Source organism: Prevotella bivia DSM 20514 (genome assembly GCF_000262545.1).
GTDB lineage: Bacteria > Bacteroidota > Bacteroidia > Bacteroidales > Bacteroidaceae > Prevotella > Prevotella bivia.
The window spans coordinates 1745880-1761338 of sequence record NZ_JH660660.1; the positions used below are offsets into that span (position 1 = coordinate 1745880).

Sequence of the window (15459 nt, forward strand, 5' to 3'; positions counted from 1 at the left end):
GAGCTATAGATACAAACGTTATCATTATTTTTTTTAGTGATATACATTCTAATGATATTTTACAATGGAGAGTTTGATCCTGGCTCAGGATGAACGCTAGCTATAGGCTTAACACATGCAAGTCGAGGGGCAGCGAATAGATAGCTTGCTATTTATGTCGGCGACCGGCGCACGGGTGAGTAACGCGTATCCAACCTACCCATAACTAAGGGATAACCCAGCGAAAGTTGGACTAATACCTTATGTATTCGTTTGATCTCATGAGATTACGAATAAAGATTTATCGGTTATGGATGGGGATGCGTCTGATTAGCTTGTTGGCGGGGTAACGGCCCACCAAGGCAACGATCAGTAGGGGTTCTGAGAGGAAGGTCCCCCACATTGGAACTGAGACACGGTCCAAACTCCTACGGGAGGCAGCAGTGAGGAATATTGGTCAATGGACGCAAGTCTGAACCAGCCAAGTAGCGTGCAGGATGACGGCCCTATGGGTTGTAAACTGCTTTTATATGGGGATAAAGTGGGGAACGTGTTCCCTTTTGCAGGTACCATATGAATAAGGACCGGCTAATTCCGTGCCAGCAGCCGCGGTAATACGGAAGGTTCGGGCGTTATCCGGATTTATTGGGTTTAAAGGGAGCGTAGGCCGTTTGGTAAGCGTGTTGTGAAATGTAGTAGCTCAACTTCTAGATTGCAGCGCGAACTGTCAGACTTGAGTGCGCACAACGTAGGCGGAATTCATGGTGTAGCGGTGAAATGCTTAGATATCATGAAGAACTCCGATTGCGAAGGCAGCTTACGGGAGCGCAACTGACGCTGAAGCTCGAAGGTGCGGGTATCGAACAGGATTAGATACCCTGGTAGTCCGCACAGTAAACGATGGATGCCCGCTGTTAGCACCTAGTGTTAGCGGCTAAGCGAAAGCATTAAGCATCCCACCTGGGGAGTACGCCGGCAACGGTGAAACTCAAAGGAATTGACGGGGGCCCGCACAAGCGGAGGAACATGTGGTTTAATTCGATGATACGCGAGGAACCTTACCCGGGCTTGAATTGCAGATGAACGATTTAGAGATAATGAGGTCCTTCGGGACATCTGTGAAGGTGCTGCATGGTTGTCGTCAGCTCGTGCCGTGAGGTGTCGGCTTAAGTGCCATAACGAGCGCAACCCCTTTCTTTAGTTGCCATCAGGTTCTGCTGGGCACTCTGGAGATACTGCCACCGTAAGGTGTGAGGAAGGTGGGGATGACGTCAAATCAGCACGGCCCTTACGTCCGGGGCTACACACGTGTTACAATGGGTGGTACAGATAGTTGGTCGTGTGCAAATACGATCTAATCCTTAAAACCATTCTCAGTTCGGACTGGGGTCTGCAACCCGACCCCACGAAGCTGGATTCGCTAGTAATCGCGCATCAGCCATGGCGCGGTGAATACGTTCCCGGGCCTTGTACACACCGCCCGTCAAGCCATGAAAGCCGGGGGTGCCTGAAGTTCGTGACCGTAAGGATCGACCTAGGGCAAAACTGGTAATTGGGGCTAAGTCGTAACAAGGTAGCCGTACCGGAAGGTGCGGCTGGAACACCTCCTTTCTGGAGCAGGATGTAAAACCTTGCTAAAGTAGCCAAACATTTGACAACAAGATTAAAGTAACCGATATATTTTTATCAATATATTATTGTTATCAATATAAATTGGTTTGTTTTCTTCTTGTACTGCGAGTAATCTGTATTATATAAATAAGGGAGTAAGAGTAATTTTGGTAAACCAAATAAGGCTCACAGAAAGTTATATACTAGGTTCAAGACCTACTACTCCACATTAGACTATAAAATCTCTATTTTTTATAGAGTAGTCTTTACGATCTTTGACATATTGCAACAATGAATAAACTGTAAGTATGAACTGTTTTTTATAATATTATTATAATAAATAGTTTCTAAGAAAAGAATTCCATTTCTTTTAATAGAAATCACACAACAGCTGAAAGTATGAGCTACATACTCTTTTTGCGGTATTAGTTTACTAGCAATTAGAGTCGAGCGAAGAAAGTAAGAAAGGGCGCATGGCGGATGCCTTGGCTCATGGAGGCGATGAAGGACGTGATAAGCTGCGATAAGCTTCGGGTAGATGCAAATAATCTTTGATCCGAAGATTTCCGAATGGGACAACCTAGCGTGTTGAAGACACGTTACTCTTGCAATGTAAGAGAGCTAACGCAGGGAACTGAAACATCTTAGTACCTGTAGGAAGAGAAAATAATTTAATGATTTCCCTAGTAGTGGCGAGCGAACGGGAAGTAGCCCAAACCTATGACGTAGCAATGCGCCATAGGGGTTGTAGGACCACGACATTGTATTAAGTCAATCGAGAAGAATATTCTGGAAAGAATAACCATAGAGGGTGATAGTCCTGTACTCGAAGTGCGACTTAGCATAGTGGTATCCTGAGTACCGCGGAACACGTGTAATTCTGCGCGAATCAGCCGGGCCCATCCGGTAAGGCTAAATACTCCCATGAGACCGATAGTGAACGAGTACTGTGAAGGAAAGGTGAAAAGCACTCCGCGAGGAGAGTGAAATAGTTCCTGAAACCATGCGCCTACAAGCGGTCGGAGCAAAGTAATTTGTGACGGCGTGCCTTTTGCATAATGAACCTACGAGTTACCATGTCTGGCAAGGATAAGTGATTCAGTCACGCATCCATAGTGAAAGCGAGCCTGAACAGGGCGTTATAGTCAGATGGGGTAGACGCGAAACCAAGTGATCTACACTTACCCAGGTTGAAGTTCGGGTAACACCGAATGGAGGACCGCACCAATAAGCGTTGAAAAGCTTCTGGATGAGGTGAGTGTAGGAGTGAAAGGCCAATCAAACTTGGAGATAGCTCGTACTCCCCGAAAGGCATTTAGGTGCCGCGTGCTACGATCAGCATAAGAGGTAGAGCGACCGATAGGTCAAGAGGGCTTCACCGCCTATTGCGACCTGACGAACTCCGAATGCTTATGTTTTGCAGTAGTGCAGTAAGGGGGCGGGTGCTAAGGTCCGTCCCCGAGAGGAGAAGAATCCAGACCGTCATCTAAGGTCCCGAAATTCTGTCTAAGTTAGTCTAACGAAGTGTGGTCCCCGTGACAGCTAGGATGTTGGCTTGGAAGCAGCCATTCATTCAAAGAGTGCGTAACAGCTCACTAGTCGAGGGTCCGTGCATGGATAATAATCGGGTATTAAGTCAGATACCGAAGGTGCGGGATAGTATTGTATATAAAAAGTATCGGTAGGGGAGCATTCCATCGGCGCAGAATATAGACCGTAAGGTTTGTTGGAGCTTATGGAAAAGCAAATGTAGGTATAAGTAACGATAAAAAGGGTTAGATTCCCTTTCGCCGAAAGACCGAGGTTTCCCGGGCGATGCCAATCAGCCCGGGGTTAGTCGAGTCCTAAGTCTCATCCGAACGGAGCAGGCGATGGCAGATGAGGTTAATATTCCTCAACTTGCTTATATAGTGAAGTGGAGACGGAGCAGTGACACTGTCGCGTCCTGACGGACATGGACGTTTAATATTTTAGGCATTGATAGGTGCAGGCAAATCCACACCTTGAGCTGAGAATAGAAAGTACAACTTCTCTTCGGAGAAAGTTGATAGTACAGGTAATCATACTCCCGAGAAAATCCGCTAGCGTTAATATTTAAGCAACTCGTACCGCAAACGGACACACGTGGTCGGGTAGAATATACTAAGGCGTTGAGAGATTCATGGTTAAGGAACTAGGCAAATTGACCCTGTAACTTCGGGATAAAGGGTCCTCGTATTTAGCTATACGAGGCGCAGAGAATAGGTCCAGGCAACTGTTTAACAAAAACACAGGGCTGTGCTAACTCGAAAGATGATGTATACAGCCTGACACCTGCCCGGTGCTGGAAGGTTAAGAGGAGAGCTTAGATGTAAATCGACGGTTTGAATTGAAGCCCCAGTAAACGGCGGCCGTAACTATAACGGTCCTAAGGTAGCGAAATTCCTTGTCGGGTAAGTTCCGACCTGCACGAATGGTGTAATGATCTGGACGCTGTCTCAACCATGATCTCAGTGAAATTGTAGTATCGGTGAAGATGCCGATTACCCGCGATGGGACGAAAAGACCCCGTGAACCTTTACTACAGCTTAGCATTGACCTTGGTCATCCGATGTGTAGGATAGGCCGGAGGCTTTGAAGCGGGCGCGCCAGCGTTTGTGGAGCCATCCTTGAAATACGGCCCTTTGGCTGTCTGAGGTCTAACGCGCTTTATGTGCGGACATTGTTTGGTGGGTAGTTTGACTGGGGTGGTCGCCTCCAAAAGCGTAACGGAGGCTTCCAAAGGTACCCTCAGGTCGATTGGTAACCGACCTCATGGAGTGTAATGGCATAAGGGTGCTTGACTGGGAGGCAGACATGCCGAGCAGGTAGGAAACTAGGGCATAGTGATCCGGCGGATGTGTATGGAAACTCCGTCGCTCAAAGGATAAAAGGTACTCCGGGGATAACAGGCTGATCCCCCCCAAGAGCTCATATCGACGGGGTGGTTTGGCACCTCGATGTCGGCTCGTCACATCCTGGGGCTGGAGAAGGTCCCAAGGGTTGGGCTGTTCGCCCATTAAAGTGGCACGCGAGCTGGGTTCAGAACGTCGTGAGACAGTTCGGTCTCTATCTATCGTGGGCGTTGGAGTTTTGAGTGGTGCTGACACTAGTACGAGAGGACCGTGTTGGACAGACCTCCGGTTTACCAGTTGTGCCGCCAGGTGCACTGCTGGGTATCTGAGTCTGGTATGGATAAGCGCTGAAAGCATCTAAGTGCGAAGCCTTCCGCGAGATGAGAACTCCTCATAAGGGTCGTCATAGACGATGACGTTGATAGGGTGTAGGTGTACAGACGGTGACGTCAAAGCCGAGCACTACTAATTGCCCGAAACTTTCTTCGGTGCTTTCTAGGGTAATATTCCCTATTGGCACAGTGGTTCATTCTTTGAGCTGTTGATTTCTAGGACAGTAGATAGTATTCTACTCTTATAGTTTATTAGTTACAATATGTCACCGTTATTTAGGTGGTTATTGCGACGGGGTTCCACCTCTTCCCATTCCGAACAGAGAAGTTAAGCCCGTTTGCGCCGATGGTACTGCAATGCAATGTGGGAGAGTAGGAGGCTGCCTTTTTTTATAGCAAGTAGAAGTCCTGATTACTGAAAAGTAGTCAGGACTTTTTTTTTGTGCTGTTATTCAATTAGCGGGTTATCTAATTGAAGCGTGTTGTGTATCAAAACTATATTTACCAGCTTTTAAATCATTATCATTTATTTTTTATATCTTTGTGGCAAAATTGGAGAAATTTAAGATTACAATTATACAATGACTATTAACAACAACAATAAGCAGCGTGTTCAAGCTCTGAAAAGAGGTTTGAGCATCGCTTGTTTAATGACTGGCTTTCTACATGCAGAAGCAGTGAGTATGTCGCCTAACAGTTTGATGCCCATTTTCAAGAAGAAAAAGAAAGAAGTTTCAGATACTACACAAACTGATTATCAAAAGATAACAGCAAATGGGGCAAAAGCCAAGGGGCTATTTAATGTTTATCAGAAACAAGATGACTATTTTTTTGAAATCCCAACACGTTTGTTGGGTCGTGATTTCCTAGTATCTAACAAGCTGTTGCGTGTGCCTTCAGAGTTGAATGAAGCAGGTGTGAACCGTGGTGTGAACTATGAAAACCAAATGGTAAGTTTCTCATGGGATAAGAAGGCTAAGAAGGTGTATATTCGCCAGCAGCGTCCTATGCCAATAGCAGACAAAAATGATGCTATTAGTATGTCGGTAGAGGATAACTATATTTCGCCATTAATAGCTGCGTTGAAGGTGGAAGGAGTTAGTCCTGATTCCAGCAGTGTTGTTGTGAAAGTTAGTGATTTCTATAATGGACAAGAAACCACTATCAATAATGTTTTTGATAATATTAATTTAGGCACTTCTGCTATCAAAAACCTTTCACGTATTCTTTGTATAAAGTCTTTTGATAATAATATAACAGCCAATAGTGAGCTAACAACAAAGGTTACTGAAGGTAAGACATCAGTGAATATTACAGTGAATGTTAGTTCATCGCTTATGTTATTACCAGAAAAGCCTATGCGTGGGCGATTAGCCGATCCTCGAGTAGGTTATTTTACTACAGCCTTACAACGCTATGGGGATTATGACCAAGTGGCTAGCAAAGAAGAATATGTTACGCGTTGGCGTATGGAGCCAAGAGATGAAGATAAGGAACGATATCTTAGAGGTGAGCTAGTAGAACCGAAACAACCTATCGTATTTTATATAGACCCTGCTACACCAAAGCCATGGCGTCCTTACCTCATTGCTGGTGTAAACGCATGGCAAAAGGCTTTTGAAAAGGCAGGATTCAAAAATGCTATTTATGCAGAAGTGTTGCCCGATTCGGTAGATCTTGATAATATGAAATACAATAGTATTACATATGCTGCTAGCGAAAAGAAGAATGCAATGGGTCCTTCCCTACTTGATCCACGGTCAGGTGAGGTGTTGCATGCAGATGTGATGTGGTGGCACAATGTTTTGGCAACCGTAACAGAGTGGATAAAGGTTCAAACAAGTACTGTTGATCCACGTGCCCAGCTCAATGATCTACCCGAGGCATTGGTTGGTGATGGTTTGCGTTTTGTAGCTACTCACGAGATAGGTCATTCGCTAGGTTTGCGTCATAATATGATAGCCTCATGGACTTACCCTACAGAGAGTCTTCGTAGCAAGACATTTACCGATGAACATCAGAATACCGCCTCGTCAATTATGGACTATGCTCGTTTCAACTACATAGCACAACCAGGCGATGGAGTTACTCACCTTTCACCAGCTCTTGGGGCTTATGATATGTTTGCTATAGAATATGCTTACCGCTGGTATGGCGACATCACACCAAAGGAAGAGTTACCTTATCTTAATAAGTATTTGGCAAAGCACACAGCAACAGTCTATAAATTTAGTGAAGCCCAAGATGTACGCGACTGTATAGACCCTCGTGCCCAAAATGAAGATTTAGGCAATGATGCTATTAAATCTTCCAATTATGGTATTGCTAACTTAAAGCGTATCGTGCCTAATATCATTAAATGGACCACTAATGGTAAGGAGGGGCAGTCGTATGAAGCTGCATCAAAACTCTACTATGCAGTGATCAATCAATGGAACTCTTATCTCTACCACGTACTTTCTAATATAGGTGGTATATACATAGAGAATACTACTGTAGGCGACGGCAATAAGACATTTACCTTTGTTGAAAAAGAAAAACAACGTGCAGCTACTCAATTCTTGCTCGACAACGTTCTTACTTTCCCCGCATGGCTCTTTGGTAACGATATTCAGCGTTACACCTATTTGTTGCGTAGCACTCCTCTAGGCATGGAAGAACATGCCCCTAGCGTTATACTTCGTAACTGCCAAGCATTTATTCTTTGGGATTTGCTAGGTAACAATCGTCTTATGCGTATGACGGAAAATGAGTATGAGAATGGAAAGAAAGCCTTTACCACTGTTGATTTAATGGATATGCTCCACAAGCACATCTTCGCCGTAACCGAGCGTGGTGGTATCCCTGATGCTATGCAGCGCTCACTCCAAAAGAACTTCCTAGATGCCCTGATTACTGCTGGTGCTGAAAGTGAGAGCGTGAAGATCAATAAGAAACTTACTGGTATGTCTTGGCTTTTTGAGAGCGAAGGTGGTTGCCCATGGAATAAGCTAGATATAAGTGCTTCGAGTGGTCCTCGTAGATTCAACTTCTCTGGATCTCAGCTCACTCGTATTTCTGATGCTCTCTCTGTAAAACGTGGTGAAATGTTGCGTATAAAGACTTTGCTTGAAAAACGTAAGAATACCTCTGATACAGCAACTAAGTATCATTATGCGGATATGATTATGCGCATTAATACAGCTTTGGGAACAAAATAAGAAAACAGATATATTATTCACTTAAATACAACAAGAAACATGGTTAAAAAATCACTTTTACTATTTCTTGCTTTCTTTTCAGTAACTACATTGTGGGCTGCTGATGTGAAGGAGATAACAGGTACCATATCCTCGGCAGAGGATAAGGAACTACTTATCGGTGTAACAATTACCGTACCTCGCAGTGAACTAAAGCGTGTGGGAGCAGCCCAAACGAGTCTTGGAACAACTACTGATGTAGATGGCAACTTTACCATAAAGGTTCCTACAGATGTTAAGGTGCTAACGGCTTCATACATTGGCTATGAAGATGCTATTATTACGCTCACGGATGGCAAGAGCCATTATGATGTAGTGATGAAATCGAAATCGACAACACTAAATGATGTTGTAGTAACAGGTTATCAAACTGTAGAACGTCGTCGCTTGACAGCAGCTATTACAAAGATAGACTTAACTGAAGCTGCTAAGGGATCGAACCTTAGTGTTGATCAGGCATTGGCGGGACAAATTGCCGGTGTATCGGTAACGAGTATGTCAGGAACCCCAGGTGCACCTGCTAAGATCCGTATTCGTGGTACAGCTTCACTCTCTGGTACACAAGATCCATTGTGGGTGCTTGACGGTATGCCATTAGAGGGAACAGATATACCTAAACTTTCAGGCAATTCTGATAACGATATTACTAATATTGGGCAGTCTTCAATTGCAGGCTTGAGCCCCAATGATATAGAGAGTATTACGATCTTAAAAGATGCCGCTGCTACAGCTATCTATGGCGCACGTGCAGCTAATGGTGTGATCGTGATTACTACAAAACGTGGTCGCGAGGGTAAGCCTGTGATGAACTATAACACACGTCTATCTATATCACCTCGTATTAGCAGTGATCGATTGAACTTGCTCAATGCTAGCCAGAAAGTAAATTTAGAACTAGAAATGGCTCGTCAAACCTATGACAACTATGGTACACCAGTATCTTTGTATAGCGGTAATGGCGATGTTTATGCTATTATTAAAAATGCGGGCGAACTAGAAAACTATCAGGCTAAAGGCTTTGATGCACTTTCAGCGGCTACGCAAGGTAAGATAAATGCACTTCGTAATGTAAATACTAATTGGAACGATATTCTCTTTCGCAGTGCTTTTACTCAAGAACATAACTTTAGTATCTCGGGTGGTGGAGAACGTGTAACTTATTACAACTCTGTTGGCTACAGCGATGAGAATGGTAATGTACAAGGTGGGAGCAACTCGCGCTTTAATTTGACAAGTAAAACACAGTATAAAGTTAATAAAATCTTGAAGATTGGTTTTTCTCTCTTTGGAAACTTGCGTAAAAACCACTCTTTCCTCTCGGATACTTATGGTTTGAATAATCCTGTTTATTACTCTCGCATTGCCAATCCTTATCAAATTTTGCAAAACGAGGACGGTTCTTATGCTTACGATTACAATGCTGTAGCAAATGGTGATCGTGATTTGACACGTGGCTTCAATATATTTGAGGATAGAGCAAACTCACAGAACAAAACCACAACAACTTCTATCAACGCTATCTTCGATGCAGAACTTCGTTTTAATGATAATTGGAAGTTAACTACCCAATTGGGCTTGCAATACGATAATAGTAAGCGCGAACAGTATGCAGGGTGGAATACTTTTACCATGCGTAATGCTTATCAAAATAGTAGGTATACAAATAAGGGCGTTACTAAATATGTGATACCTGAAGGTGGAAGAATGCAGACCAACCATAGCACTACCACGCAGATGACCTATAAGTTGCAGGGAGAATATAAGAATACCTTCAACGATATCCACTTCCTACAGCTTATGGCAGGTACCGAATGGCGTAAAAACTGGTATAAGGCTGATGCCGTAACTGCTTATGGCTATAATCCACAGACACTTACTTCTATTCCGCTTGTTTTTCAGGATGAAAAGCAAGCCCGTCAATATCCTTTGAATAATTTTACCAAGCAAACCAATGCTTATATTTCTTTCTATGCTACGGGTTCGTACACCTTGCTTGATCGCTACACTCTTGGTGCTAGTGTGCGCTCGGATGGTTCCGATTTGTTTGGCGTTGATAAGAAGTATCGCTGGTTGCCTATCTACTCTATGAGTGCTTTATGGCGTGTAAGTCGTGAGAAATTCTTGAGCAACGCTACATGGATAGATAATCTTGCCCTTCGTCTTTCATACGGTATTCAGGGTAATATTGATAAGAACACCTCACCATATCTTGTTGGGTCATACGCTAATATTAGTATTCTCCCAGGTTACAATGAGACAGGTATTAATATTCTTGGTGCGCCAAACGATAAACTTCGCTGGGAAAAAACAAAGACATGGAACGTAGGTATTGATTGGAGTATTCTAAAGTCTGCCATCAATATGAGCTTTGACTACTATTCTCGTAAGGGTACCGACTTGATAGGCACACGTATGCTCCCACTAGAAAATGGTTTCCAGAGCATGACTATCAATTGGGCTAGTATGAAAAATGAAGGTGTAGAGTTTAATCTCCAGACACGCAATATAGCTACAAAGAACTTCTCATGGTACACCACCTTTAACTTTGCTTATAACCAAAATAAGGTGCTTCGTATGAGCATTGCTGATAATCAAACCACACCTAGTCTTGAAGGTTATCCAGTAGGTGCTATCTTTGCTATCGAAACAAAGGGTATTGATCCTAAAACAGGTAGAATACTCCTTGCCGATGCGAGCGATCCTAATGGTGTTACGATAGATAAGAAGTATCGTTTGAAAGACGAGTGGGGCATTGGCTTCTATTCTTCTGATGTGAAACCTACAGAGGAACGTACTTTCTATAAATATATGGGAACCTCTGATGCACCTTATACAGGTGGTTTGATGAATACCTTTAATTATAAGAATTGGGAACTTAATATGAATTGGGCATTCTACTTTGGTGCTAAAGTACGTACAGCACCTTCGTATGCGGTAGTGGGGCAGAACCCTGGTCGCAATACGAATACTGATATTCTTAATCGTTGGACACCCGATAATACCACTTCTAGTCTGCCTGCATTGTTATCACCTACAGGGGATTACTTGCCAGATTACCGTTGGTTAGAGTCAAGTTCGGTTTATAATAACTTAGATATTTGGGTGCGCGATCTTAACTATGCACGTATGCAGAACTTACGCTTGTCTTACCACTTACCAGAGGGATTTGTACGTAAGCTAGGACTAGGTGCGGCTACAATAGCAGTAGAAGGTAAGAACTTGTTCGTGATTAGCTCTGATTATCACAATTATATCGACCCAGAGTCGCAGAGCAATCTCTATTCTACTCCTGTGCAGAAGGCTTTCACCTTCAATCTTAATGTAAACTTCTAAAGAGAGAAAACAATGAGAATAAATATCATAAACAAAGCTACCGTAGCTGTGGCTGTCTTTACTTGTGTGGCAGCTTTCAGTTCTTGCGATAAGTATCTCGATATTCAACCAGTGGGAAAAGTCATTCCAACAACTGTTGACGATTATCGTGCTTTGCTCAATGAGGCGTATCAAATGCCACAGATTGATCGTGCTGTTGTTGATTTCCGTTCCGACATTGTGGTAGTGCGCGACAATGATACTGATATGAATGACTATCACAACATTCAGACTTGGAATGATAATAATACTTTGGCAGGTACACGCGAATTTGGTTGGGAAGTATATTACAGCCCTATCTATACAGCTAATGCTATTATAGAAGCACAAGGTAAGATAAAAGGTAATACTACGGATATTAACCAATTAGTGGGTGAGGCTTATCTCTTACGCGCTTATAATCACTTTACGTTGGTCAATCTCTATGGTCAACCATATACAAAGAGTGGTGCGTCTGAAACGAAGGCAATACCTATTAAGACTAGTACTGATCTTGAAACGACCCCAGAACGCAATACTGTTGGTGAGGTTTATACACAGATACTCAGCGATATTGCCGAAGCTCGTAAACTTATCACACAAAGCAGTTGGGAAGAACGTTATAAGTATCGTTATTCCACTGTTTCTGTTGATGCGCTTGAGGCACGTGTTCGTCTCTATATGGGCGATTGGCAGAGTGCATACGATGCGGCTGAACGTGTGTTAAAGGCTAACGATAAGCTAGAAGATTTCAATAATGCTGCTTCTTTACTTCCTACTAGCTTTAAGTCGGTAGAGGCTATTACTAGTGCAGAACAGTTCTATACAGGAACCAATGCTAGTGCTACACGTGCTCCAAAAGAGTTTATAGCAGAATACGATACAATCAATGATCTTCGTTATAAGAAGTTCTATCAACCAGTAAAGGATAAGCCCTATTTTTCTACTTTAAAGGCAAACACTAGTAGCGAGTATCGTTGTTCTTTCCATACTGCCGAGTTTTATCTTATAGCAGCAGAAGCGGCAGCTCACCTTAATAAGGATGCAGAGGCACGCACACGCTTGCTAGCTTTACTAAAGAACCGCCTTAATAGCACGCTTTATGCTACTAAGCAGTCGGCTATCAATGCTATGAGTGGTGCTGCATTGTTAGCAGAGGTAATGCAACAACGTAAACTAGAGCTAGCCTTTGAGGGGCAGCGTTGGTTCGATCTTCGTCGTACCAATCGTCCTGCAATCACAAAGACGATAAAAGCTACTACTTACAACCTTCTGCAAGACGATCCACGTTATACGCTCGCTATTCCCGTTTCGGCAGTAAGTGCTAACCCTCAGTTGAAAAACTAAGGTGAAATCAAGTAATGTGATTGCAAGCCAATCATAGCAATCTTATCATAAAAAAACGGTGAACTTGCTAAAAGTTCACCGTTTTTTTGTTTAGTAGAATTTGTCAAATGCTTATAACCCTTTCAGTGCAGCAATAGTAGCGTAAGGGTCTTTGCTTCCAAAGATGTAGCTACCACTTACAAGAATGTCCGTACCCGCATTAACGAGTAGTGGAGCTGTTTCTCCATTTACACCGCCATCTACTTCTATGAGCGTATTGCATTGCTCCTTTTCGATAAGTGCTTTTAGCTTTTGTACTTTCTTCACAGCGTGCGTAATAAACGACTGACCACCAAAGCCAGGGTTAACACTCATTAGCTGCACAATATCAATATCGCCAATAATATCCTCTAATACATTTACGGGTGTCGAAGGATTTAGCGTTACGCCAGCCTTCATCCCTGCTGCTTTGATAGCTTGCAACGTGCGGTGTAGGTGTACACACGCTTCGTAATGCACATTCATAATAGCAGCACCACAATCGGCAGTTTGCTGTATGTATTTCTCAGGACACTCTATCATAAGATGTACATCCATAGGCTTTTTCAAAGCTTTACCTACAGCTTTCATAACAGGAAATCCAAATGAGATGTTTGGCACAAAGCTACCATCCATAACATCCATGTGAAGCCAATCGGCATCACTATTATTAATCATTTCAATGTCTTTGTCAAGGTGAAGGAAATCGGCTGACAATAATGACGGTGATACGATAACAGACATAGTTCGTTTAAAGATTTATATTAGCCATCTACCTCTTTTTATAAGGTTGTGGCAAATTAATTTAAGTTTATTCTATCGTCAATAATATGCTATTTTTACGGTATACGACGGTATACGCAAAAATTTCTTTAGCATACTATGCTTTCTTCGTTTCAAAGGTACATAATATTTTTATATTAAGCAATTTATCTTTTCATGGAATAATAAATGTGTAACACTTTATTTATAATTATTTGAAAGAGAATATTCTACCAAATAAAATTATTATCTTTGCGTTATAAATGATACTTTAGGCGAAAATCGCTAAGCACATTTGTTTAGTAAATGAAGAAAATTTAGTTTATGTTATTTAATAAATTATTTAAGAAAAAAACTAAGCCATTTATGCCACAAATTATTAAAGTGTGTGGTATGCGTGAAGCTCAAAATATTAGTAGTGTAGTATATAGTGGAGCTAATATGATAGGTTTGAATTTCATTCCTAATAGTCCTCGCTATGTTACCCAACTGTCTACTCATGCAGGAATTATTCCCGATGTTGGCAGTCTCGATTATAGGAAAAAGACTAACTTGGCACAGCTATTAGCAGAAAAACAAGTGAGGCTTTGCGGAATTTTTAAAGATGATATGCCTCAAACGATAGTAACACGTGTTGTTAATTTCCATTTGGACATCGTACAGCTTCATGGTTCTGAAAGCCCTATCATGATGGATAATCTTCGTAGCTCTCTTGATCCTGATATTCACCCAGGTATTCAACTAATGAAAACCATAACGATTGTTTCCAAAGCCGACTTCGCTCAATGTAAACCGTATGAAGGACATGCTGATTATTTTCTCTTCAACACCAAAGCCGATAATACTGAACGCTTTGATTGGCATTTGCTAAAAGGCTATAAGGGCAAAACTCCTTTCCTATTGAGTGGTGAGATAAGTGAACGCGATGTCGAAGCTATTCAAGCTATCCAGCATCCGCTATGTATAGGTATCGACCTAGATAGCCAGTTTGAAACAGCTCCAGCACTGAAGGATACTGCTAAGATAAAGCATTTTATAGCGCAGTTGCGTAAGGCAGAAGTGTAAACAGAATTGGTTGCAAATGTAAATGAGTTTTATTACTTTTGTCAATAATTATGGTAGATCAATCTGATTTTTCATCCAAAGAAATCATTGATGATGGTTTGTCGTGGTATGCTGTGCGGCTCTTTACGTTACGTCTTAAAGAGGTAAAAGCCTATTTTGAAGCTCTTGATTATGAGTGCTTTGTCCCTATGCAGTATGTGGATATAGAAAAGCCAGAAGGTGGGGTAAAACATGAACTTCGTCCTGTTACGCATAACTTCATTTTTGTGAAGCAGACCATGAGTGAGGCTAGTTTTAAGAAAGCTGTATTTGGTGCCAACTTTAAGATAAATGTTATTCGCAAGGTGGACGATGTAACCCAGTTTGCCCTCATACCGTCTAAACAGATGTACGACTTTCGTATGATGTGCAACCCCGAGATAACGCTCCGAAAGTTTCTTTCAGAGCGCGAAGCCCAGATGAAGGCTGGCGATCCTGTTTTGGTGAAATATGGTGCAATGAAAGGAATGACGGGCAGGCTTGTTCGGTCTAATAAAAAGTATTATCTTCTCAAAGAAGTACCAGGTATGGGTGTCATGTTAAAAGTGTCGCGGTGGTGTTGTGTGCCAATTGAAGAAACCGTGTAACAGAGAAAATATTTAATATGTTTTTAAAAGGTGACCTTTTACAAAGCAAAAGATGACCTTTTAGTGAGCAAAAGATGACCTTTTACAAAGCAAAAGGTAACCTTTTACAAAGCAAACGATAATGAATCCTGCCGCTTTCCTATTATCCTACGATTTTTCCATCGAAAATCTTGACAGTTCTGTGGGCTATCTGCGCATCGTGTTCGTTGTGGGTAACCATTACGATGGTGGTGCTGTGTTAAAGAATGCCACAGAG

Annotated in this window: 6 protein-coding genes, 3 rRNA genes and 1 pseudogene; 8 read left to right on the plus strand and 2 right to left on the minus strand. The window is 42.4% G+C overall.

Going from position 1 to position 15459, the window contains the following annotated elements:
- The first annotated feature begins 61 nt into the window (after positions 1-61).
- The 6 genes from PREBIDRAFT_RS09795 (at position 62) to PREBIDRAFT_RS09820 (ending at position 12732) form a co-directional block, all read left to right on the plus strand.
- Positions 62-1590, plus strand: a 16S ribosomal RNA gene (locus PREBIDRAFT_RS09795).
- 453 nt (positions 1591-2043) lie between these two features.
- A 23S ribosomal RNA gene (locus tag PREBIDRAFT_RS09800) occupies positions 2044-4951 on the plus strand.
- A 120-nt stretch (positions 4952-5071) separates the two neighbouring features.
- Positions 5072-5184 (plus strand): 5S ribosomal RNA (rrf, locus tag PREBIDRAFT_RS09805).
- Together the 16S, 23S and 5S rRNA genes form the textbook arrangement of a ribosomal RNA operon.
- A 192-nt stretch (positions 5185-5376) precedes the next feature.
- Positions 5377-7995 carry a zinc-dependent metalloprotease gene (locus tag PREBIDRAFT_RS09810; RefSeq protein ID WP_004337857.1) on the plus strand — a complete coding sequence of 873 codons (2619 nt, stop codon included), beginning with the start codon at positions 5377-5379 and terminating at the stop codon, positions 7993-7995.
- 39 nt (positions 7996-8034) lie between these two features.
- Complete coding sequence (locus PREBIDRAFT_RS09815; protein ID WP_004337859.1) at positions 8035-11367, plus strand: SusC/RagA family TonB-linked outer membrane protein; 3333 nt, start codon at positions 8035-8037, stop codon at positions 11365-11367.
- A 12-nt stretch (positions 11368-11379) separates the two neighbouring features.
- Positions 11380-12732 carry a RagB/SusD family nutrient uptake outer membrane protein gene (locus PREBIDRAFT_RS09820; protein ID WP_004337861.1) on the plus strand — a complete coding sequence of 451 codons (1353 nt, stop codon included), beginning with the start codon at positions 11380-11382 and terminating at the stop codon, positions 12730-12732.
- 111 nt (positions 12733-12843) lie between these two features.
- Here PREBIDRAFT_RS09820 and rpe read toward each other — a convergent pair whose 3' ends face one another.
- Positions 12844-13494: a ribulose-phosphate 3-epimerase gene (rpe, locus tag PREBIDRAFT_RS09825; protein WP_004337863.1), complete on the minus strand. Its 651-nt coding sequence runs from the start codon at positions 13492-13494 to the stop codon at positions 12844-12846.
- A 384-nt stretch (positions 13495-13878) separates the two neighbouring features.
- Here rpe and PREBIDRAFT_RS09830 point away from each other — a divergent pair, with 384 nt between their 5' ends.
- Together PREBIDRAFT_RS09830 and PREBIDRAFT_RS09835 are read left to right on the plus strand one after the other, a co-directional pair.
- Positions 13879-14577, plus strand: a complete 699-nt coding sequence (locus tag PREBIDRAFT_RS09830; protein ID WP_004337864.1) for a phosphoribosylanthranilate isomerase — start codon at positions 13879-13881, stop codon at positions 14575-14577.
- Between the two features lie 50 nt (positions 14578-14627).
- On the plus strand, positions 14628-15203 hold the full coding sequence (locus PREBIDRAFT_RS09835; protein ID WP_004337866.1) for a UpxY family transcription antiterminator: 576 nt from the start codon (positions 14628-14630) through the stop codon (positions 15201-15203).
- Positions 15204-15345: 142 nt separating this feature from the next.
- Here PREBIDRAFT_RS09835 and PREBIDRAFT_RS11755 read toward each other — a convergent pair.
- Positions 15346-15435, minus strand: a pseudogene (locus PREBIDRAFT_RS11755) (ABC transporter ATP-binding protein); the annotation flags it as partial.
- Positions 15436-15459 lie beyond the last annotated feature (24 nt).

Coding starts and splice junctions, on each gene's coding strand:
- PREBIDRAFT_RS09810 (WP_004337857.1), top strand. CDS start 5,377: ATGACTATTAACAACAACAATAAGCAGCGTGTTCAAGCTCTGAAAAGA.
- PREBIDRAFT_RS09815 (WP_004337859.1), top strand. CDS start 8,035: ATGGTTAAAAAATCACTTTTACTATTTCTTGCTTTCTTTTCAGTAACT.
- PREBIDRAFT_RS09820 (WP_004337861.1), top strand. CDS start 11,380: ATGAGAATAAATATCATAAACAAAGCTACCGTAGCTGTGGCTGTCTTT.
- rpe (WP_004337863.1), bottom strand. CDS start 13,494: ATGTCTGTTATCGTATCACCGTCATTATTGTCAGCCGATTTCCTTCAC.
- PREBIDRAFT_RS09830 (WP_004337864.1), top strand. CDS start 13,879: ATGCCACAAATTATTAAAGTGTGTGGTATGCGTGAAGCTCAAAATATT.
- PREBIDRAFT_RS09835 (WP_004337866.1), top strand. CDS start 14,628: ATGGTAGATCAATCTGATTTTTCATCCAAAGAAATCATTGATGATGGT.